The following is a 21762-nucleotide window of genomic DNA, read 5'->3' on the forward strand; positions in this document are numbered from 1 at the left end:
TACCGAAGATATTCTACCAGGGTGTCGAGAAAAGGCGCAGAGGCTGATGCGCCAGACCCGGGGAAACGGGAGGGGCGGCGGCAAAAAGACCTCCGCACCGCATCAGAACCAGCTCGGCCGCCGCAACTCGGCCTGCGTCTCGGTGCAATTTCAAAGAACACGAGGCCTGCTCGACCAGCCTGACGGGAAGGACGAAGCAATCGCGGCAGCGGAACGCCCGCCTGGTCGGTTTTTACGCATTTTTGGTCTCTGACTACACTCCAAAAAGCAGGTCGTGTCTGCAGACCCCCGATGTAGGAATGGTTTACCGGCCCAAAAAATTGTTAATACTCAGCTTCTCCCTCATCCGCCCTCTCGTCGGCTTCCCTCGCTTTGCTCAACTCTGTTCGCATTCTTCCAGGTTACTCCCTCTCTACGAGGACGGGCGCCGGGAGATGGTAGACGAAAAATCGTCCTTTTTTCGATTTTCCATCAGGGAGAGGACGGTGGTGATCTTAAATGAAGAACGGATCTGGGGATTGAACAAATACTCCAATTCACCGCAAAAAAATACAAGACGGGCTGATTCATAGAGAGTACACTCAGAACGCCCCCGGAGGATTTCCCCTGTTTGGGAGGTTTTTGGCATGACTTTGCTTGAAGATATTTCCGCGGCCCTGCAAAAAGGCCAAGCCAAGGAAGTGAAGGAATTGGTTCAACGGGCCATCCAGGAGCAAATCCCCGTCGAGCGGATTCTCAACGAGGGTCTGATGGCCGGCATGAACATCATCGGCGGGAAATTCAAGCGCAACGAGGTGTTCGTTCCGGAAGTGCTGATCGCGGCGCGGGCGATGAACGCCGGAACGGCTCTGCTCAAGCCTCTGTTCGCCTCGGCCGGAGTCAGCCCGCGGGGCAAAGCCGTCATCGGGACCGTCAAGGGCGACCTGCACGACATCGGCAAAAACCTGGTGCGGATGATGATCGAGGGCAAAGGGATCGAGGTCCAGGATCTGGGTGTCGACGTTCCCGCCAAGCGGTTCGTCGAAGCGGCGCTGGAGCAGGAAGCCGATATCGTCTGCCTTTCGGCTCTGCTCACCACCACCATGGGGCAGATGAAAACCGTGGTGGAGGAATTCACGCAAGCCGGCTTGCGCGGCCGTTTCAAGATCATGATCGGCGGCGCCCCCGTGACCGAGGATTTCCGAATCCAAATCGGAGCCGATGCCTACGCCCCGGATGCCGCCAGCGCGGCCGAGGCCGCGCTTCGGCTGGTGACGCGCGCGAATTAGAGGCCTTCCATCGATGTCCCGCCGGTTCCAGCTCATCGCCTGCGAAATTAATCAGCGCGAGGTGTGCGCCGCAATTGCGCGCGCGCCGAACATCATCCAGCCGGTGTTCCTGCCCAAGGGCCTGCACGACGTCGGCCGGGAGCGCATGTCGGCCTTGCTGCAGCAAGCCGTAGACTCTTCGCCCGGCGAAGGCTGCCAAGCCATCCTGTTGTGGTACGGCCTGTGCAACAACGGCGTGTGCGGCGTACGCGCCCCGCTGCCCCTGATCCTCCCGCGGGCTCACGATTGCATCACCCTGATGCTCGGATCGCGCGAACGCTATGCCGACTATTTCCATGACAACCCGGGAACGTTCTTCAAATCCCCGGGTTGGATCGAACGAGATTCCAATCCGAACGACAACCCGGCAAGCGTCACTGCGCGCCTGAACCTCGGCGGCGGATTCGGGCAGCTGTCCGCGCGCTTCGGCGAGGAGAACGCCGAATACCTCGCCCCGGTAATTTCGGATTGGTTCAAGCACTACCGCAAGCTGGCTTTCATCAACACCGGAGTCGGCGACGTGGAAGCCTACCGCCGAATTTCACAGACCCTGGCTGCGGAACGGGGATGGACGTACGAGGAAGTACAGGGAGATTCCGGATTGCTGGACCGCATGCTCGCGGGAAATTGGGACGATTCGGAATTCCTGACCGTTCCCCCCGGCCGGACGGCCAAACCGAGTTACGGGCCGGATATCCTCGCCATCGATTGATTGCAGGGAGGGCATGGAACGGCGGTATTACCTCGATCTCGCCGCGCGTGGTGCATGCGTCCCGATCGCCACGGACCTGATTCTTCGCGAACAGCCGGACGCCGAAGTGGTTCTGCGCGACGGGAAGCGCCTCGCGGCCGTGATGATCGAGACCGCTCGCCGATTCGGACATCCGCTGGCGCTTTCGGCGATGGATCTGACCCTGGAAAAAGAGCTGCTGCTGGGAGCGCTGGGCGTGCCCCGGGAACGGATGTCGGCCCATCAATTCGAGCGCCCGCTGGAGGAAAGCCGGATCCGGCGGATCCAAGACCGGCTGGATCCGTTCGCCCACGATCGGTTCCGCGCCCAATGCGAAGCCCTGGCGCAGGTCGCCGACCGGCCGGAGTGGCTGCCGGTCGGCATGTGCATCGGCCCGTTCTCGCTGGCCTCCAAACTGGTCCAGGATCCGATCACGCCGGTCTTCCTCTCCGCTGCAGAAGAACTCTCCGCCGAGGTTTCCCTTCTGGAATCCGTTCTGCGGGCTGCCGAGCACGCGGTCCGTGCCTCCTGTTCGGCGCAGATTCAGGCCGGCGCCAAGGCGATCATGATCTGCGAGCCGGCGGCCAATGCGGTATTTTTTTCTCCGAACCAGGTCCGCCAGCCCGGCTCAAGGGCGTTTTCGCATTTCGTCATCGAGCCCAACCGGAGGCTAAAGGACGTTTTCGATTCGCTCGGCTGCGACCTGATCCTCCACGATTGCGGCGAGTTGATCCCGGAGATGATCGAGTCTTTTTCGATACTGGATCCGGCAATCCTCAGCCTGGGAAGTCCGGTAACGCTGTGGGAAGCGGCGCGCCATGTTCCGAAGACGACCGTTCTGTTGGGCAACCTGCCCACCAAGCGCTTCTATTCCGAGGAGGAGATGCCGGTGAAGAAGGTCGAGGCCCTGACCCGCCGACTTCTGGAAAGGATGCGCGCCGCCGGGCACCCCTTTATTCCTGCCAGCGAATGCGATATTCTCAGCATGCCGGGATACGAATCGGTCATCATGAAGAAGGTGAGCGCCTTCCACGGCCTCGCGGCCTGAACCCGGTGCGGTTCATGCCCGGCATTGCCCCAAGGCGGTGAAGCCCGCTCCGCAAGCCGGAAGGCGGTGGAGCATACGCTTCGAATTTCCGAGGCGGATCGAAACCGCCGTCACCCTCGGCGGCTGAGCGCGGCCCGTCGAATTTCCACCAAGGAGTGCGGATCAATGGCGAGGCAGGTGCGGGGAACCAAAGGGCAAACTCTGCTGGATGCCATGCGGGCGGTTTTTCCGAACGCCGAAGCCCCCTGCGGAGGGTCCGGCCGATGCGGGCGCTGCCGGGTGAGGGTGCGCGCGGATGCCGCGGCGGGCCGTCTCCCGGAAGGATTGCTGTCGCCGCCCGATGAAGAGGAAAAGCGGCTGCTTGGGACGGAGGAGATCCAAGCCGGCGGGCGGCTTTCCTGCCGGGCTCGTTTCCAACACGACGGCTCCCTGCTTGTGGAACGGCAGGAACGCGAATTCTTCCTCCCGAACATCATCCGCATGAAAGCGGCCTCCGCCGCGGAGGGCGGCGAAACCTGCGCGGCGGTCGATCTTGGAACCACCACGGTCGCCTGCGCCCTGGCGGATGTTGCCGGCGGCGGGATCCTCGCCCGCGCGGCGGAGGCCAACCGCCAGAGGAGCTACGGCCAAGATGTCGTCTCGCGGATCGAGAACGGGTTGCGTGCGCCGGATCAGGCCGCCGGGATGCGGCGCCTGATCCACGAGCAGGCGCAGGCGATGCTGGATGGGCTCTGCCGCCGGAGCGGGACAAACCGTCCGCCGAGGATTCACATTTGCGGGAACACCACGATGCTGCATTTGTGGGAGGGCGCGGACCTCGCCGGCCTGAGCCGGATGCCGTTCGAACCCGCTTTCCTGGAGAGCCGCGAGACGGCGCTCGACCTAGAAGGGGCGGACGGCGCGGAGTGCCGCCTCCTGCCGATGATCTCCGCCTTCGTGGGCGCGGACATTTCCGCCGGAATCCTCGCCTGCGGCTTGGCCGACGCCAGGGGGCGGCCCGAACTGCTGGTCGACATCGGCACCAACGGCGAAATCGTACTTTCCGCGGAGGGCAAGCTGTGGGCCACCGCCACGGCGGCAGGCCCGGCTTTCGAGGGCGCCGAGATCTCATGCGGGATGCCCGCCATGGACGGCGCGGTGGATACGGTCGATCAATGCGGCGGAGTCTTCTCGTTCACCGTGCTCGGCCGTCTGCCGCCGGCGGGGATCTGCGGGTCGGGGTTGCTGGATCTGTTGGCCGGCCTGCGGCGCGCCGGGTTGTTGGATGAAAACGGCGCGCTGAAAGTGGAGGCGGACTCCGCAGGTGAAAAAGCGTTCACCCTGTCGGAGGATCCGCCTTTGCGTATCACCCAAGCCGACATCCGCCGGCTGCAGCTCGCCAAAGGCGCGATCGCCGCAGGCATCCAAACGCTGTGCCGGAGCGCCGGCGTAAGGTTAGAAGAGGTCGGGATGGTGCATTTGGCGGGCGGGTTCGGCAGCAGCCTCTCGCCCGAGTCGGCGCGGATCGTCGGCCTGATCCCACAGGAACTGGGCGGGCGGATCGAGCCGGCCGGGAACACCGCCCTGGCGGGCACCCTGATGACCGCCCGCGATCCGGCGTTGCTCGAAGGGCTGATCGCGCTTGCTCCCGCGGTGCGGGTGCTGGATCTTTCAAGGGCGCCCGGCTTTCAGGAGGAGTTCGTGAATGCGATGCGGTTTCCGCACTCGGCCGGATGAGCGGGCAAGGAGAATGGACACCTTCCCTGATTGCCGATACTCGCATTCCGTTAAACGGGCGGCTGTTCGGGGAAAATCCATTTGCAGGCCAGCGGCTCGACCGGCGATCGTCGTCCCGGGGTTCGCCCCGGTTATGCCGTGTACGACGAGGGCTCCGGGGCGACGAACGGAACCGGGGGAACGCCGGCGGCGCCGTGTTCAGATCATTCCGTTGGAATTGGGCGGTCCGAGGGGCGCCTTTTCGGGAAATACGCCCTATACGGAAGACGCATAGCTTTCTTTTAAAAGTCTGTTCAATTCATTGCGCGCTTGAATGTGGGTGATTTGAAATGCGTATCCCCACTCATCAAGCAAATGCGTTATCGATTTCTCCAATAGGGTTTTTTCGCTGTCGTTTATCTTATTCTGGACCTTATAAAAGGATAAATCCCTTATCACTTCGCACAACGAATGGATCGAACCGTGATGAATTTTATCTTGAATGAGCGATTTTCTCTCGTGGCGGTCGGAAGAAAACGGCGAATATTTTGATTTAAGAATTTTAAAGCATTCCTGCAGATCCTTCATGGAGGAAGGCGGCCGCAGTTTGGTTTCCTTGTTTTCCGACGTGGGAACCCAGATCAGCATTTCTTTTGTTTTCACGACGTAATATTGCCGCGAATCGCCGGAGATCACTTTGTTTTCTATGTTGACGACTTCGGCAAAGCCGAAGGAAGCATGGATCACTTTTTCGCCGATGTGAAAGGCCATGACACTCTCCTTCGAAAAAAGAAACCAGCCCAAAAAAAAGGACTGGTCCGCATTTTGTCCTTGATTTATCGAACGGATTATAACAGAAAAGCCCTCATTCACCAACCCGGCGACAGAGGAGAACCTTCTCGAACGGGCGCAGGTGCGGGTGTTGCTTGCCAACTGCAATCCAGCCTGGGCGGGAGTTGGGGCCATCCCGACAATAGGATTGTGATACTATTATTCCCAATTTGCAGCCATCCAACTTTTACAGTTGGGCAATGGTGTCGGGCTCGCGAAAAGATCGATCGGGCAAAGGAGTGAGATGGGCTACTTCAACGGCAAAACGGCGATAGTGACCGGAGGCGCTTCCGGAATCGGAAGCGCGCTTTGCGAATCCCTCGCACAAAGAGGGGCCAAGGTTGTCGCCGCGGATATCGACGCCGAGGGCGCGCGGCGGGTTGCCGCCCGAATTGAGGAGGGCGGCGGAAAGGCATCCGCGGCGGAGGTGGACGTCTCGCAGGAAGCGGCCGTGGAAAACCTCGTCCGGGAAACGGCGGCAAAGAACGGCCGCCTGGATCTGATGTTCAACAACGCGGGCGCCACACTGTGCGGGGAAGTCCGCGACCTGACTCTCACGGATTGGCGGCGGATGATCGATATCAATCTGTGGGGCGTGATTTACGGAACGGCGGCGGCTTACCGGGTGATGGTCGCCCAGGGATCCGGACAGATCGTCAACACCGCCTCGTTGGACGGCCTGATGCCCATGCCGATGGCTGCTCCCTATACCGCCGCCAAGCATGCCGTGGTCGGGCTGTCGACCACCTTGCGGATGGAGGCGGCCGACCTGGGAATCAAGGTGAGCGTTGCTTGCCCCGGGGCCGTAAAAACCAACATCCTCGAAGGGGCGTCGTTTGTCGGGGTGAAACGCGAAGGGGCGATCGGGGAAATCGGCGCGTTCAAGATGATGGAACCCGGCGACTGCGCCCGCGCCATCCTGCGCGGCGTTGAGCGCAACCGGGCCGTCATCCTGGACGGCGCAGTTCACAATCGGTTGTTCTGGTGGCTGTATCGTCTGAATCCGGACTTGTACGCCGCGTTGGTGAAAATGGGGGTGAGTGAAATCCGGAAGCACCGCATCCAAGCCTGAGCGGGGGCGAGAAAGGGCGGCGGCCGGGATGGCGGCCGGTTCGGGATCGGGCGGAGATCACGCGAACCTGATCCCCGGGAACGCTGCCGGTTTCCGCAAGCCGTCCGCAACGACCGCCCACGAAAATACCGAGGCGGATATTCCCCTACGGGCGTGACCGTGCCGGATTCCGGCGGCGGGGCGTGCATCGAGCGGCAGGCCGCGGCGCCGGGCGATAACCGGCTACGGCTTTGGGCGTATCCACCCGGCGGAGAGATCCGCGACGGCAGATCTTAACAGGGTGTTGAAGAAGCCCGTAAAGGATGTCATTGCGAACGACCGCAGGGAGCGAAGCCCGTCCCGGCAAGCCCACCGGGCGGGGCCGGGGCGGGGCTCGCAATGACATCGCTAGGCTTTTTCAACACCCTGCTAATGGAAAAACCACGCTGTTCGCAAAGGAGAACGCCATGCTTTTGGAACTTTCGGACCGCTTGCGCGCCTGGGCCGATGGCCGGCTGATCCTGGCTGTTCTGGCGGCGTTTATCCTGCTGGTCAACCTGCCTTTGTTTGATCCCGAATTGGTCGCAGCAAGTTTGGACGGCAGGTTCGCCTATACCCCGGAGCAGGCCTTTGCGGCGGTGGCTTCCTACGGCGAGGCGGGCCGCGTTCAAATGCTCCTGCTTCATCTGGCGGATTTCCTGCTGATTGCCGGATACACCCTGCTGCTGTCCCTCACCGTATCCTGGCTGTTCCGGCGCGGATTTAAACCCGAAAGCGGATTGCAGAGAGGCAATTTGGTACCGGTCCTGGGCGGCCTCTTCGACTTGATGGAAAACATTTGGATCATGATCCTGATCTGGGCCTTTCCGGCCCGTCCCGCAATCGTTGCTTGGCTCGCCACGATCTTCACGTCGGGCAAATACCTCATGGGCGTTCCGATCCTTCTCGTGCTGCTGATCGGGTTGGTCAAGGGGGCCGTCAACAAATTCAAGATTCAGGAAGCCGGACCGGCCGGCGGATGAATCATCGGGGGGGCCGGCGATGAGGGGCCTGTTCCGAGGTCAACGATTATAAGCAACCGGACGGGCGAATTCCGGCCGATCTCGCGCGTGGGATTTCTCCGCCATAATCCGTGATTACACTCATGTATGTGCCTGCCCGGCAAAACCGGGCATCGCCGGCAGGCTCGGGGCGCCGGTTGGCGCGGCTTCATCGCGGAGATCGGCTGAAACCCGCTGAATCATTCGATGTCCCTACTGAAGCACGATCCCTTCGATGATGAAACCGTTCCGGTTGTCGACAAGGTTGAAGGTAGTCGCTTCCGGCTTCGCGGCCGGGAAGAGTAGCCAGCCGCTGCAATCGGCGAAATCCTCCCCCGAATAATTCGACCCGCACAGATTCTCTTTTACCGCGGCGCAGCCCCCGGAGTCGATATGGTCGTACCTGTGGTCAAGGTCATCCCGCAGAAAGATATCGTGCCGGTCAACGTCCGGGACATGGTCGTAGCACTGAAGACCGGTAATACTGCTCGACCAGTTCAGAATGAACTGCAATGAGTAGTCTCCGTTTACCCGGACGGCGTTCAGGCATAGCACCTCATAATTGACGAACGGCGGAACGTTGGCGGGAATGTACGCGGCGCATCGATTGTAGTAGTACACTCCGGGGCGGTATGCAGGCGTTCTTGTTAAGGCGGCGGTATTCGAAGGCGGGAACAACCTCGTGGGCGCAGATGTCCGCGTCCGGGTTCCGCGGGCGCCGGGGGGTGCCGTGGCAGGAATTTGCTCCCCTGTTGAAACGGCGATGGGGTTCGGCGCGTGCGCATCCTCTGCGCTGAGTATCGAGGTAAGAAAACTGCAATTGAGGGAAAAAACCAACAATCAGAACAGCCAGACCGGCTTTGTGTGCGGCGGACTCATTGGCCGATTATCTGTCCGGCAAGGATCCAACGCCCGGACCGTTTTAAGGGATCGATTCATGTCAAGCTCACAAAAAAGGACGGTGCAAGGGCGATCGCGGAGTTCCCGTCAGCAAGGGTAGTAGATGCCCCGCTCGTCCGGCCAGGTGTGCATATCCGGTCTTTTGAACATCCTCCGGGCTGTGACGATATCCAGCCCCCGGACGACGATGTCGTTGAGGCTCTGCGGACCCATTCCCATCCTGCGCGCCCATACGAAGGTCGGGATCTCGTCCGGACAATAACCCATCAGATAGGCGCCGATCATGTCCGTCGCTAGGGGATTGGTGCCGGCGACGATCAAGTTCATCGGCACCAAATCGCCGTTCGTGGGGCCGTTGCCTTCCATGGCCGTGGTAGCGTCGATGATGGTCAGGCCCAGCCGGTTCGCGCGGACCATGTCGATGGTCTCGAAGGCGACCCCATCCGATCCCGCGTTGTAGGCTTCCTCGTGGACGCTGTAGCGGACGGTGCCGTATTTGGTGCCTGGATACAAGCCGATTAGGTTTTTCATCCCCAGCGAGACCGACGCCATGTAGTGGGTCTTCATCATCGGAACCGAAACCAGCAGGTCGGTCTGGATCAGTGATTTGTGGATGGTCAGCTTCTTGTAAGCCAGCCCGTCGGGCAATTCCACGGTCGCCATCGGCCCCGTGTGCAGGTTGATCAGCTCGATCGACAATTCAGCGGCCAGATCTTTGTACCCCAGCCGCTGAAACACGTGGTCCTGCAGATCGTTCAGCGTGTCCTCATCGTCCGTGTAGCAGGGGCCTTCCGCGAACACGTTGTATCCAGCCGCCGCCGCCGAACCTTCGCCGATGGACACCGTCCTTTGCTCTCCTCCCACTCTGCTCTCCCGGATCAGATTGGCCAGCCATCCGACGACTTCCGGATTCGTCGTGGAGTTGCTGGAATCCGAAACCAGGTTAGGCTTGAGCATGATGTTCTTGGACTTGCCGAACACCCGCTCGGCGCCGCCCAGCAGGCGGATCGCCTCTTCGACCGCCGGCCGGATGCCGCCGGTGGTTTCCACGACGCTGACGGAGTTTTTTTTCGGCGCGGCCGTCGGGGAAGGCGTGGAAGTGACGGGGATGCAAGTCGGCGTGCAGGCTCCGGCTGCCAACAGCGCGGAGGTGCCGGCCACCCCGGCTTTAAGGAAGTCGCGGCGCGAAAGGCGTTTATGCGGATGCAGGAGTTTCGGCATGGTTCCTCCCGGGAGATGGGACAGGACTACGCCCCATTATACATAACGCAACCGCCGGGATCGTCAGCCCGATCGCCCGGGCCTGCAGGGCACAGCTCAGCGGCCGAGCGGGGAATCCGCAAATCCAAGCCGGGATGCTTCGCTCCCCACGACGAAAACCACGCTGAGAAAAAGCGCAAACCGCGGGAGAATGCTTCTGCTGATCCATTACCTTGCCTCCTATCCTCCTCTTCACAACCCTCCTTCCGCTTTCCCTCGCTCTGCTCGGGACAAGCGCTCAAACCCCGCCATTGCATCCGACGCGCGGGGACGGGGGACCGGCTGCCCCCTTTCCTGACAAATGCAAGTAGCGGGAAGGGGCTTGGGGGTTGGGAGCGAGGAAAGAGAAAGGACGGAAGGCTAAGGAGGTACCTAATTTCTTCAAGGTTTCCTTGGAAGTCCAGAAGGGATAATATCGAAATTTTCCTCGATTGGTTTGTAAATTGCTAACAGGGTGTTGAAAAAGCCTAGCGATGTCATTGCGAGCCCCGCCCCGGCTTCGCCGCGGCGAGGACGGAGGAGCGAAGCGACCCCGGCCCACCCTACGCCGGGGCGGGCGAAGCAATCTCCCTCTTTTTCCAGCGAAGGAGATAGCTTCGCTCCCTGCGGTCGCTCGCAATGACACCCTTTACGGTTTTTTTCAACACCCTGCTAGGGGAAAAAACATGAAACGCTCCCAGATCAACACAATCCTGCGCTCCGCGAAAACCTTTCTTCGCTGTAGAAAATTTTCCCTTCCGCCGTTTGCCTACAGGACCTCGGGAGGATTGGGTTGAAACACGCAGCGCGGCCGGCGATATCACCACCGACCGCCTGGGATGGGACATCACCGATTTCGGGACCGGGGATTCCGAAAAGCGCGGCTTGTTCCTGATCTTGAAAACGGGGGCATGATCTTCGGCGGGGAAGGCTATGCGTTGTAGGCGCTCGAGGTGACCTTTCCGCCGCTTTCCTGCCACTGGGTGTGGAAGAATTCGCCGCGCGGCGCGTCGATCCGCTCGTAGGTGTGGGCGCCGAAGTAATCGCGCTGGGCCTGCAACAGGTTGGCCGGCAGCCAGGCCCGGCGGTAGCTGTCGAAAAACGAAAGCGCGCTGGCCATCGTCGGCACAGGGATGCCCCTCTGCAGCGCCTTGGACGTCACCCGCCGCCACATCGGCTGGGCCGCCTCGATCTGCCCGCGGAAATACGGATCCAGCAGGAGGTTGGTCAGGTCCGGCCGGCGGTCGAAGGCCTCCTTGATCTTCCCCAGAAAAGCCGAACGGATGATGCAGCCGCCGCGCCACATCAGCGCGATCCCGCCGTAGTTAAGGTTCCAGCGGTGTTCCTCCGCCGCGTCGCGCATCAGCATGTAGCCCTGGGTGTAGGAAATGATCTTCGAGGCGTAAACCGCCTCCTGCAAGGCGCGCAGGAAGGACCGGGAGTCGCCGGCGATCCGCGGCTTAGGGCCGCTGAGCACCTTCGATGCCGCGACGCGTTCCTCCTTCAGGGCCGAGAGCGACCGGCTGAGTACGGCTTCGACGATCATCGTCAGCGGGATGCCCTGGTCCAGCGCGGAGATGCTCGTCCATTTGCCGGTGCCCTTCTGCCCGGCGGCGTCGAGGATATTATCGACCAGCGGACTGCCGTCGGAATCCTTGTGCGCAAGGATGTCGGCGGTGATCCCGATCAGGTAGGAATCCAGCTTGCCCTTGTTCCAGCGGGCAAAGACCTTGTGCATCGCGCCGGCTCCCATCCCGAGCCCTTCGCGCATCAAGTGGTAGGCCTCGCAGATCAACTGCATGTCGCCGTATTCGATTCCGTTGTGGACCATCTTGACGTAGTGCCCGGCGCCGTTCTCCCCGACCCAATCGCAGCACGGATCCTCGCCGCCGTCCGGGCGCTTCACCTTGGCGGCGATCGCCTGGAAGATCGGCTTGACGTGCGGCCAGGCGGCCGGCGATCCGCCGGGCATGATCGACGGCCCGCGCCGGGCGCCTTCCTCGCCGCCCGAAACGCCGGTGCCGATGAACAGCAGCCCCTTGGATTCGATGTAGGCGGCGCGGCGGATGCTGTCGGCGAAATTCGAGTTGCCGCCGTCGATGATGACGTCGCCCGGCTCGAGGTGCGGCAGCAGCCGCTCGATCATCTCGTCCACCGGCGGACCGGCCTTGATCATCAGCATCACCCGCCGCGGGCGCTTGAGCGCCGCCGCCAGCTCGGCGATCGAGCGAGTCCCGATCACCCGCGTGCCCTTGGCGCCTTCGGCGAGGAATTTGTCGACCGTCGCCTGCGTGCGGTTGTAGACGGCCACGGTGAATCCGTGGTCGTCCATGTTCAACACCAGGTTCTGTCCCATCACCGCCAGGCCGATCAAGCCGATGTCTGCGTCGCCCATATGGATGTCCTTTCATCGTTTGTCGGGCGGGTTGAGGATTGTGTGAGGACGGTTCTCGAAGCACCTCTTCTTCAATCCTCAACAAGCCCTACGTGTTAATGCGGTACAGCATTTCCCCGGCCTTTGGGACCGCGAGGACTCCCTCCGCCTCGCGCCCTTCCCACTCCCGCCGGTCGACCTCCCGCGGATCGAGATACCCGAGGTTGATCCGCCGGCAGCGTTCCTCCGGGATCCCGGTGGCGAGCGTCACCCGGATGCGCGGGGTTTCCACGCCCGTCGCCGGATCGTATTCCCCCAATCCCTTGACGTGGGTCGAATGGGCCAACACGCCGCCCGGGTAGCGCTTGAACTTCTCCCATTGTTTGACGAAATAATCCCGGCAATGATAGCCGATCTCGTCGATCAGGCGGCCGTGGGTGTGGCTGACCTCGCGGACGTGCGGCGCGTAGATCACCACTTCGCCGCCGTCGGCCATGGCCGGCTCCATCTTGTACATTCCCTTGGCCGCGGTCCACAGGTCGTCGTACATCTCGGGCATGATCGAAAGCGCGCGCCGCAGGGGCTTTGCGAGGAAGCGGATGTGAACCTGCGCCGAGAGACCGGCCGCCGCGCGCCAGGCCTCTTCGGGCGCGCCGGCAAACAGGCCGGCCACGCCCTCCTCGCGCACCACCAGCGCCAGGCAGGTCTTCGGCCGGTCGATCATCTCCGCCGCGCGGTCGATCACCGCCCGCACCGGCGTGTAACCGGAGCCGATGATCTTATAGCTGGTCAGCAGCGCCCCCAGCCAATGGGTGAAATCGATGATCTCCGGACCGGCGATCCCGGGGAAGAAATATTTGTTGCCGCCGGAAAAGCCGACCACTTCGTGCGGGAACACCGGGCCGCAGATGAGCAGGTGGTCGTAGGCGAAGATCAGCTTGTTCAGCGAGACGGGGACGTCCTGAGCGAGGAGCCCGCCGGAGATGCGGCGGATCTCGTCGGCGGGGATCGTCCCCACCTTCGCGAAGGCCGCTTTGTCACCCCATTCGTGGTTGAAAATCCGAGTCGGTCCGGCTCGTCCGTCTGCCACCGCTTTTCCCACCAGCCGGCCGAGTTGTTTGTCGCTCATCGGCGGATGCGTCCCGAGCGCGACCAGGAAATCCAGCGCGGCGGCGCGCGGGCCCGCTTCCTCGCGCAGCAGATCGAACATCTGCGGCATGGGCATCGAGCGGGTTCCGTCGGGGATGATCGCCAACACGCGTTTGCCGTCGAGCTTCAGCGCCCCCAGGCTTTCGCGGACGATCGCTTGCAGTTCGGCGTCGGATAAAATCCGATCGGGATGACCCTGTCCGTGAACCATGGCTTCAACTCCCGCTTCCTACACTCCGCTGAAGGCCGAAAAGCCGCCGTCGATCGGGAGGACAACGCCGGTGACGAAGGCGGCGGCCGGGGAGAGCAGAAAAAGCACGGCTCCAATCAGGTCCTCCGGTTCGCCGAATCGGCTCATCGGCGTATGGGCCAGGATCGTCTTCCCGCGCGGAGTGAGCTCGCCGCTGGCGGCGTCGGTCAGCAGGAAGCGGTTCTGTTCGGTCAGGAAGAAGCCGGGCGCGATTGCGTTGACCCGGATCCGCGGCGAATATTCCTGCGCCAGGTGCACCGCCAGCCACTGCGTGAAATTGCTCACCGCCGCTTTGGCCGCCGAATACGCCGGAATGCGGGTCAGCGGCCGGAAGGCGTTCATTGAGGAGATGTTGAGGATGCATCCCTCCCCGCGCTCGGCCATCGCCTTGCCGAACACCTGGCTCGGCAGCAGCGCGCCGAGGAAGTTCAGGTCGGTCACGCCGCGCACGGCTTCGGGCGGGATGTCGAAAAAGGAAAGCTCGGCCGAGGTCGAAGCCTGCTTGCGGTTTCCGCCGGCCCCGTTGATCAGGATGTCGATCCGTCCGAAATCCGAAAGGATGGAGTCGCATCCTCGCCGGAGGGAAGCAGGATCCAGGACGTCGGCCGCCTGCGCCAGCGCCTGCCCGCCCGCGGCGCGGATGTCCGCGGCCGTTTTTTCGGCCGCATCCTTCGCCAGGTCCAACACCGCGACCTGTGCGCCGCGGCGGGCAAGCGCGTGGCACAACGTCCCGCACAACACGCCCGCGCCGCCGGTGACCACCGCCGTGCGGCCGGAAACGTCAAAGAGGGAATTCGTATTTTCTGTCATGGCATCCGCCTCGTTTTTTTTCCAAGGTGGTCCGGGGTAGGCGCGAAGCGCCGGATCCTTGGGGCTTACCTAAAAAAAAAGGCAACCGCTGTCTATGGATCGTCATGCCCGCAAGTACGTAGCGGGCATCCGGTCGCAGAAGCCCGGATTCCCGCTAAACCCACCCCCGGCGAAGAACGCGCCGAGAGCCGGCGTGGGAATGACGACCAATCGACCGCAAGGCATCCTGTAGAATGCCGTCCTCCCGCCGCGGCGCTCCGGGACAGGCACCGCCACCTTCTCCCAGCGTTAACTGGGAAGCCTGTCCCGGTGGTCTTCCGGGAAAGGAAGGGATGAGGGATTAGAACCGGTAGGCCTTCTTGGCCAGCCGGTAGGCGGTATCCCGGATCATTTCCTGCGCGTCTTCGCGGTCCACGATTCCGCGCACCACCAAACCCGCGATCCAATTGGCGTCCACCCGCCGCGAAAGATCGTGCCGCGCCGGTATCGATGGGAAGGCGCGGGTGTCGTCGTTGAACCCGGCGGTGTTCCACAACCCGGCGGTCTCGGTGACCCATTCACGGTAGCGGGTCATCCCGTTCAGGCTGTCGTGGAACCACCAAGCCGGCCCGAGCTTGACCGCCGGGTAGTGGCCGGCGATCGGCGCCAGCTCCCGGGTGTAGGCGGATTCGTCGAGCGTGAACAGGATCAGCGTCAGCCGCGGATCGTTGCCGTGGCGTTCCAACAGCGGCCTCAGCGCTTCGGTGAACTCGCTGCGGACGGGGATGTCGGCGCCCTTGTCGCGGCCGAAGCGTCCGGCGACGAGCGGGTTGTGGTTGCGGCAGGCGCCGACGTGGAACTGCATCACCAGCCCGTCCTCGATGCTCATCCGTGCGCTTTCCAGCGCCAGGTGGCCCGCGAAGCGGACCGCGTCGGCTTCCGTCGCCTCGCCCTTCCAGGCGCGCCGGAAGACCGCCTCGGCCTCGGCGCCGCTCAGCCGTTCGGTGTAGGCGGTCTGCGCGGCCTGGTCGGTGGCGGTGGCGCCCATCGATTTGAAAAACGCGCGCCTGTCTTCCAGCGCCCGGATCAGGTCGGCGCAGCCGCCGATGTCGAAACCGCAACGCGCGCCGAGCGCCTCGACGTTCTTCTTCCAGGCCGGCGATCCGATGTGAAGGATATCGTCCGGACGGAAGGTGGGGATGACCCGCCCCGGCCAGCCCGAATCGCGCAGTGCGCGGTGGTGCTCGAGCGGATCGGCGGCGCCGTCGGTGGTCGCCAGCACTTCGATCCGGAAGCGCTCGAACATCCGCCGCGGGCGGAATTCGGGAGTCGCCAGCCGGGCGGCGATCTGATCGTACACGGCCTGGGCCGATCCGCCGTTCAGTTTCTCAGGCACGCCGAAGACTTCGGCCAGTTCGTGCTTCAACCACATCCCGCTCGGAGTTCCGCGGAACAGGTGGAAATTCTCGGCGAAGGTTTGCCAGATCTTGCGGTGATCCTTCTCCACCGGCCCGCCGTCCAGGCGCGGGACCCCGAGCGATTCGAGCGGGATGCCCTGCGAATAGAGCATGCGGTATACGTAGTGATCGGGAATGATCAGCAGGTCGGCGGGCGTGCCGAAGCTGTAATCCGGATCGGCGAACATGCGGGGGTCCACGTGTCCGTGCGGGCAGAGCAGGGAGAGATCGCGGATCTGGACGTACAGCTCCCGGGCGATTCCCTTCTGCGCCGGATCCGGCCCGAAATAGCGATCCTCAGGCAAATGTTTTTTTTGGAATTCCTTCGGCGGGGCGGTCATGGCCGTTCCTTCAGGGCGCCTTCCAGGCCTTGGCGGCCAGGACCAGCGCGTCGATGTTTTCCGGGCGGGTCTGGGGCGAAACACCCCCGCCGAAGGAGAGGATGAATCCGCCGCCCGGAGCGGCCCGGTCCATGCAATCGCGCGCCGCGCGGGCGGTTTCCTCGGGCGTGCCGCGGACTCCCAAATCGAGCGGCGGAACGTTCCCCATCAGCGCCACACGGCGGCCCATTTTCTTTTTCACCTCGGCCGCATCCACCTCGTGGCTGAAGTTGAACACGTCGAAATTGGCTTCGGCCAGGCTTTCCGCCAGGTGCAGGCAAGAGGTGTCGTTGTGGTAGATGCGGATCAGCCCGTCGAATTCATCGAAGATCCGCCGCAGGTGCGGATGGATGATCTCTTCATAGTGCTCCTTCGAAACCATCCCCACCACGTCGTCCAGCAGGAGGATCCCCTCCGGCTGCCGGATCGAATCCAACTGGGCGTGCAGCCAGCGGATGATGGTGGTGGTCACCGTCTTGAGGAGGATCGAGACTTTTTCGGGGGCGAGCGCGACATCGGTGAGGAGCGGCACCATCCCCGCCAGCCACGAGGCGACCGTCATCGGACCGCGGGCCGCCACCATCCGGATCCCCAGCCCCTCGGCGGCGAGGCGTTCGTCCATCGCCCGGTATTGGCGCAGGACAAGCGGCATCAGGCCGTCTTCCTGCGGGTCGGCCGGGCGCAGCTCCGACCAGAAATCAAGATTGTCGGTCAGCGGTTCGATCGCCGGCGGCCGGTCCGCGTAGAAGTGCAGCCGCGTGCCGAAGGCGGAGGGTTCGGCGGCCATTCCGTATTCCACCCAAAAGCCGGGAATCCAGGCCACGTCGGAGAACCGTTTTAACAGTCCGAGATTGATCTCCAGCCACTTCTCCGGAAAGAGGAAATAATCGCGGGTGTCGATCCCGGCGTATCCCGGGAGCCAGGGGCTGTCGACGATCAGCGCGACCGGAACGGCATCCGGCGTCTCCAGCCGGGCGGCGGTTTTGAACCGGTCCCACGGAGCGCTCATCGGTTCCACCTCTCCACCGCCGGCGCTTCCTCCGGCGGATTTTTCCTGCCGCGCGGCGGCCTTCAGGGCGCGCTGGCGCGGACGACGAGTTGCGGCTGAAGGATCGTTTCCGGAGCGGCGGATTTTTCGCCGCGGATCCTTCCAAGCAGTTGGCGCACGGCTTCCGCCCCGAGCTCGTAGCGGGGGGTGCGGCAGGTGGTCAGCGGCGGGGTGACCAGCGCCGCCAGCGGGATGTCGTCGTACCCGGCGACGGCCAAATCCCGGGGGACCTTGCGCCCCAGCTCGGCGCAGGCTTGCAGTGCGCCGACCGCGACCAGGTCGTTGAAGCAGAACAGCGCGGTCAATTCGGGCTTTGCGAGCAGCAGCGCGCGGGCGGCGGCCTGCCCGCCATCGACCGTCGGGGGGCAGGGATGCTCCCAGGCGGGATCCCGCGGCATTCCGGCGGAGGCCAAAGCCTCGCGGTATCCGATAACCCGGTTGCGCGCGCTGTGGGAAGCCGCGGGCCCGGAAAGAAATCCGATCGCCCGGCGACCGCTTTCAAGCAGGTGGTGGGTGACCAGGCGGCCGCCCAGCACGTCGTCGAGGCGGACCGATCCGACCGAGGTTTTCTTCGTGTTGCGCGGCGCCAGGCGGTTGATCAGCACGACCGCGGTTTGGTGGTCCACGGCGGCCGACAAGGATTTGGGTTCCAAGCGGCTGAACAGCACCAGACCGTCCACCCGCTTTTCCTCAAGCGAGGCGATCACCGAAAGCTCGCGTTCGGGATCCTCCGCGGTGTGGCACAGGTAGACGTTGTAGCCTTCGGCGCAGGCCACGTGCTCCGCGCCGAGGGCGACGTCGGCGAAAAACGGGTTGGAGACGTCGGGAATCACCAGGCCGATGGTTCCGGATTGGCGGGTGACCAGGCTGCGGGCGATCCCGCTCGGGCGGTAGTTCAGGCGGGTGATGATCTGCTCGACGCGCCGGCGCGTGGCCGGGCTGACGTCGCCCTTGTGGTTGACCACCCGGGAGACGGTCATGATCGAGACGCCCGCCTTGCGGGCGATGTCGGCGGCGGTGGCTTTGCGCGCCATGCGGGATTGTTCCGTTAGCGTTACCGTTAACGCTAACGGAATTATAGCCGGAATCGACGCCGCGTCAATTGCGGCTGGCGGCGCGGGCCGGATGCGGCAAGGAGTTCCGGAAGAGACAGAAAGCGAAACGGACGCCGGAGATACCGGGCGTGGCGCCGCCCGGATGCGGCGGTGGGTTTTTCCGGAGTAGGCCGGGAGGGCGAGAATGGCTTTGGGGGGAAAACGATTGTTGCATATATAATGTGGGTCCCGTGAAGGCGGACCGCCGGAAGGAAAAAACCGAATTGGGGACGCCGGCGAAAGGGGAGGCATGGAAAAGATTTCCGAAATCACCTATGTCGGTGCGGGAAAGCTGATTGCGGATGCGCTTAAATTCTATAAAAATAATATATCTACTAAGCCTCAGTAATATTGAAATGAAATCCTGCTCTTTTCCATCCCCACCCCTATCCCCTGGCCCCTTTCCCCTCTCCTGACATAAATCAGGAGAGGGGAAAGGGGTTGTGGGGGTTGGGGGTGAGGAAAGGGCAGGGACGGGGGGCTGAGGAGATACAAATTATTTTTTAAAAATTATCTCCATAATTCTGCTCCCCATGGCGCTGCACGCGGGCATCACCGCATTGGCCGTGCCCCGGGTTCCCGAAGCCGGGAGGGTATTGGCGATCTCGTTGTTCGTCCTGGAAGTGCCGGTGGAATTGATGATCATCCAATATATGCTGGCGGGCGATTCCGGGATTTCCATCGCCGCCCTGTTTGCCAAAAGCAACCCCTTTTTTCTACGCGCCTTTGCGATGTCCGTCTTTATCCTGATCCCGGCGACTCCGTTTGTCTTTATCATGCTGCTGGGCAACGCCGCGAGGGGAATTATTTGCCTCGCCGTCGTCGCCTTCGTATTCTTGCTCTGGTATCTGAGCCTGCAGTTGTTCATCGTCTTTCCGGCGTTGGTGGACCGCAATCGGAACGCTTGGGATACCCTCCGGTATTCGTGGAAGAAAACAAGAGGAAAGGTTTGGGAAGTATTTTCGATCGTGTTCATCGCCAACCTGGTGCTTATCCTCGTGGAATTTCCCGTCATGGCTTTTGCCGGTTATCTCGAAGTGTTCCATGAAAGCAACGCCGCAGCGCAATGCGCCGGGCGCATGCTTTCCGATGCGGTTTCGTTGCTGGTTCTGCCCTACAGCGTCTTTATCGCGATGGTCATCTATCATTACTTGTCGTCGCCGCCGAAAAATACCGATTCCGAAGAAGAAATCCAGCTTGTAGAATAAGGAACGCGGAAACAACACGGGACGGAAAAATCGGGAAGGTGTAATCCGCGGGCGGACGGCCTCCGCCGTTGCGGATCCGGCAAAACCGGCCCGGTCTGCGAAGGCAAGGCGGTTGGGCGGAAAAAATGCTTATAATGTGGGGTGGCGGGCGCGGACGGCGACCGTTCATCGGAAATCGAAGGGGTTGAAATAACGTCTGCCGGGAGGATGGAATTGTGAGCAAGAAATCGAGAGCGTTAAAGGCGAACAACCGCAACATCCGCATCGTGACGGGGATTGTTTTCGGAATCGTGGTCCTGATCATGGCGTGGATCATCGTCCGGCCTGGAATATTCGTCATGCCGCCCAACGCCGAGTACCGCGACGGCGTGGTCATCGTGTATCACTCGCGCGGGAACGACATGGGTTTCATCGCCTCGCCGGACAGCGTCTGCGTGAGCTTGCAGGGAACCTCGTCCCAGGCCTGCCGGGATTTGGTCCTTTCGGAATTCGATGCGGTGTTGAACAGGATGGTCCTGAGCCTGCCGTACAACGAATGGCTGTATCTGCGGTCCACCGGAGGCGTGACGTACGAGTAAGAAATGCTGCCCTGCGCGGGGGGAAAGGCACTCCCGCAGCGGAACGCCTGATCGAAGAGTCGCCCCGGCGCGGAATGGAAACGGCCGATCCCGGGGGCGCAAGGAAATCTTCGCCTTCAATTTGGATTTATTCCACCCATTTATCCTTCGGATCGTTTATAATTGCGCAGTCCCCACCCCCCCTTTCCGAACCAATAAAAATTGGCACGGGAGCGACTCCCATTAACGCAGAGTGCTGAAAAGCACTTCGGTTGTGTCATTGCAAGCCCCGCCCGGGCTCCCGCTTCGCGAGGGCAGGCTATTGCCGTGGCGAGGCCGGGGGAGCGACGCCCTGGCTCCGCATGGCGGAGTCAGGGCGGGGCCATCTCCTTCTTTGTACTGTGATGGAGATTGCTTTATACCCTGACTCTTCCCTGAATGGAACGGAGGGGTCACTCACAACGATATTGTTTCGCCTTTTCAACACCAAAAGACCGAAATTCGGAGGATTGGTCATGACGCCCAGGACCGTCGTCGTTTTGGAAGGAGACCAGACCGGGCAGGAATTGCTGGAGGAAGCCCTGCGCGTGCTGGATCCCAAAGAAACCGGAGTGGAGACGCGGTTTGAAAGCTTCGACCTCTCGCTGGAAAACCGCCGGCGGACGAAAAACGCGGTCGTGTTCGAAGCCGCCGCCGCGGTCAGACGGGCCGGGCTGGGCTTGAAAGCCGCCACCGTCACGCCGGAAATCAAGGACGACGTCGGATCGCCCAACGCCATTTTGCGCGAAGCGATCGACGGAAAGGTCATCCTGCGGACCGGGCGGCGGATTCCCGGCGTGCGGCCGATGGCAGGCGTCTACGCGCCGATCGCGGTAGTGCGCATGGCGGTGGAGGACGCCTACGGCGCAAAGGAGTGGCGCGAATCCGCGGGCCTCGAGGAGACCGCCTTCCGCACGCAAAAGCTTTCCCGGTCCACCTGCCGCGCGGTGGCCGAGTTCTCCTTTCAATACGCGGAGCGGACCGGCAGCAAGGTGTTCGGCGGCCCCAAGTACACCGTCTCCCCGGTCTATGAGGGGATGTTCAAAGAGGAGCTGGACGCCGCCCACGCCCGCCATCCGGATGTGCGCTACGAACCGCACCTGATCGACGCCACGCTAGCCCTGCTGCTCACCTCCGCCGGCGAGGGGATGGTGATCCCCACCCTTAACCGCGATGGGGACCTGCTTTCCGATTTGGTACTGCAGATGTTCGGCAGCCTGGCCGGTTCGGAATCGCTCGTGCTCGGGTTCGATAAGAGCGCGACCGAGGTGGCGGCGGTGCTGGCGGAGGCGCCGCACGGTACCGCCCCGACCTTGCAGGGCAAGAACATCGCCAACCCGATGGCGATGATCCTGGCCGGCGCGGCCCTGCTCGCGTACTTCAATCTTCCGGAGGCGGACCGCGTTTCGCGCGCGATCTACGAATCGGTGTTCGAGGCGGTGTACGAAGGCGTGCGCACGGCCGACCTGGGCGGCGACGCCTCGACCAGCGTTAGTGTAACCTTCTTTCTGTAAAAACACTCAGATACAAAAATGGTAGGTCTGGTGTATTCTTTCGGGTGACGAAACCAACGAAA

General features: G+C 62.4%; 20 protein-coding genes. 11 read left to right on the top strand and 9 right to left on the bottom strand.

What is annotated here, in order from left to right; translation table 11 throughout:
* Positions 1-626 precede the first annotated feature (626 nt).
* The 4 genes from JW929_12200 (at position 627) to JW929_12215 (ending at position 4801) form a co-directional block, all read left to right on the top strand.
* Positions 627-1268: a corrinoid protein gene (locus JW929_12200; protein ID MBN1440161.1), complete on the top strand. Its 642-nt coding sequence runs from the start codon at positions 627-629 to the stop codon at positions 1266-1268.
* A gap of 13 nt (positions 1269-1281) precedes the next feature.
* On the top strand, positions 1282-2019 hold the full coding sequence (locus JW929_12205) for a DUF1638 domain-containing protein (protein MBN1440162.1): 738 nt from the start codon (positions 1282-1284) through the stop codon (positions 2017-2019).
* A gap of 13 nt (positions 2020-2032) precedes the next feature.
* Positions 2033-3085: a hypothetical protein gene (locus JW929_12210; protein MBN1440163.1), complete on the top strand. Its 1053-nt coding sequence runs from the start codon at positions 2033-2035 to the stop codon at positions 3083-3085.
* Positions 3086-3250: 165 nt separating this feature from the next.
* Positions 3251-4801 carry a DUF4445 domain-containing protein gene (locus JW929_12215; protein ID MBN1440164.1) on the top strand — a complete coding sequence of 517 codons (1551 nt, stop codon included), beginning with the start codon at positions 3251-3253 and terminating at the stop codon, positions 4799-4801.
* Positions 4802-5056: 255 nt separating this feature from the next.
* Here the strand turns inward: JW929_12215 and JW929_12220 are convergent, their stop codons facing one another.
* Complete coding sequence (locus JW929_12220) at positions 5057-5746, bottom strand: hypothetical protein (GenBank protein ID MBN1440165.1); 690 nt, start codon at positions 5744-5746, stop codon at positions 5057-5059.
* 109 nt (positions 5747-5855) lie between these two features.
* Here JW929_12220 and JW929_12225 point away from each other — a divergent pair, with 109 nt between their 5' ends.
* Positions 5856-6683, top strand: coding sequence for an SDR family oxidoreductase (locus tag JW929_12225; protein ID MBN1440166.1), 828 nt, complete (start codon positions 5856-5858; stop codon positions 6681-6683).
* A gap of 446 nt (positions 6684-7129) precedes the next feature.
* Complete coding sequence (locus JW929_12230) at positions 7130-7684, top strand: hypothetical protein (GenBank protein ID MBN1440167.1); 555 nt, start codon at positions 7130-7132, stop codon at positions 7682-7684.
* Between the two features lie 231 nt (positions 7685-7915).
* Here the strand turns inward: JW929_12230 and JW929_12235 are convergent, their stop codons facing one another.
* Together JW929_12235 and JW929_12240 are read right to left on the bottom strand one after the other, a co-directional pair.
* A complete protein-coding gene (locus tag JW929_12235; GenBank protein MBN1440168.1) occupies positions 7916-8323 on the bottom strand; it encodes a hypothetical protein in 408 nt (135 codons plus the stop codon).
* Between the two features lie 366 nt (positions 8324-8689).
* Positions 8690-9823 carry a DUF362 domain-containing protein gene (locus tag JW929_12240; protein ID MBN1440169.1) on the bottom strand — a complete coding sequence of 378 codons (1134 nt, stop codon included), beginning with the start codon at positions 9821-9823 and terminating at the stop codon, positions 8690-8692.
* Between the two features lie 704 nt (positions 9824-10527).
* Here JW929_12240 and JW929_12245 point away from each other — a divergent pair.
* On the top strand, positions 10528-10638 hold the full coding sequence (locus JW929_12245) for a D-lyxose/D-mannose family sugar isomerase (protein MBN1440170.1): 111 nt from the start codon (positions 10528-10530) through the stop codon (positions 10636-10638).
* A complete protein-coding gene (locus JW929_12250) occupies positions 10607-10756 on the top strand; it encodes a D-lyxose/D-mannose family sugar isomerase (protein MBN1440171.1) in 150 nt (49 codons plus the stop codon). Before JW929_12245 ends, JW929_12250 begins: the two co-directional genes overlap by 32 nt.
* Positions 10757-10772: 16 nt before the next feature.
* Here JW929_12250 and gnd read toward each other — a convergent pair whose 3' ends face one another.
* From gnd to JW929_12280, 6 genes are all read right to left on the bottom strand, one after another.
* The gene (gene gnd / locus JW929_12255) at positions 10773-12236 is read right to left on the bottom strand and encodes a decarboxylating NADP(+)-dependent phosphogluconate dehydrogenase (GenBank protein MBN1440172.1); all 1464 of its coding nucleotides are present in this window, start codon (positions 12234-12236) and stop codon (positions 10773-10775) included.
* Positions 12237-12324: 88 nt separating this feature from the next.
* Positions 12325-13575 carry a DUF2088 domain-containing protein gene (locus tag JW929_12260; GenBank protein MBN1440173.1) on the bottom strand — a complete coding sequence of 417 codons (1251 nt, stop codon included), beginning with the start codon at positions 13573-13575 and terminating at the stop codon, positions 12325-12327.
* 18 nt (positions 13576-13593) lie between these two features.
* Positions 13594-14424 carry an SDR family oxidoreductase gene (locus JW929_12265; GenBank protein ID MBN1440174.1) on the bottom strand — a complete coding sequence of 277 codons (831 nt, stop codon included), beginning with the start codon at positions 14422-14424 and terminating at the stop codon, positions 13594-13596.
* 340 nt (positions 14425-14764) lie between these two features.
* Positions 14765-16201: a glucuronate isomerase gene (uxaC, locus tag JW929_12270; protein MBN1440175.1), complete on the bottom strand. Its 1437-nt coding sequence runs from the start codon at positions 16199-16201 to the stop codon at positions 14765-14767.
* 10 nt (positions 16202-16211) lie between these two features.
* Positions 16212-17249, bottom strand: a complete 1038-nt coding sequence (locus JW929_12275; GenBank protein ID MBN1440176.1) for a uroporphyrinogen decarboxylase family protein — start codon at positions 17247-17249, stop codon at positions 16212-16214.
* Positions 17250-17311: 62 nt separating this feature from the next.
* Positions 17312-18322 (bottom strand): LacI family DNA-binding transcriptional regulator, encoded by a 1011-nt coding sequence (locus JW929_12280; protein ID MBN1440177.1) that lies wholly within the window; start codon positions 18320-18322, stop codon positions 17312-17314.
* 593 nt (positions 18323-18915) lie between these two features.
* Here JW929_12280 and JW929_12285 point away from each other — a divergent pair.
* From JW929_12285 to JW929_12295, 3 genes are all read left to right on the top strand, one after another.
* A complete protein-coding gene (locus tag JW929_12285; GenBank protein MBN1440178.1) occupies positions 18916-19590 on the top strand; it encodes a glycerophosphoryl diester phosphodiesterase membrane domain-containing protein in 675 nt (224 codons plus the stop codon).
* A 215-nt stretch (positions 19591-19805) separates the two neighbouring features.
* Positions 19806-20168, top strand: coding sequence for a hypothetical protein (locus tag JW929_12290; protein MBN1440179.1), 363 nt, complete (start codon positions 19806-19808; stop codon positions 20166-20168).
* A 494-nt stretch (positions 20169-20662) separates the two neighbouring features.
* Positions 20663-21700 (top strand): hypothetical protein, encoded by a 1038-nt coding sequence (locus tag JW929_12295; protein ID MBN1440180.1) that lies wholly within the window; start codon positions 20663-20665, stop codon positions 21698-21700.
* Positions 21701-21762 lie beyond the last annotated feature (62 nt).

It is taken from the genome of Anaerolineales bacterium, from assembly GCA_016928575.1.
Classification (GTDB): Bacteria; Chloroflexota; Anaerolineae; order Anaerolineales; family RBG-16-64-43; genus JAFGKK01.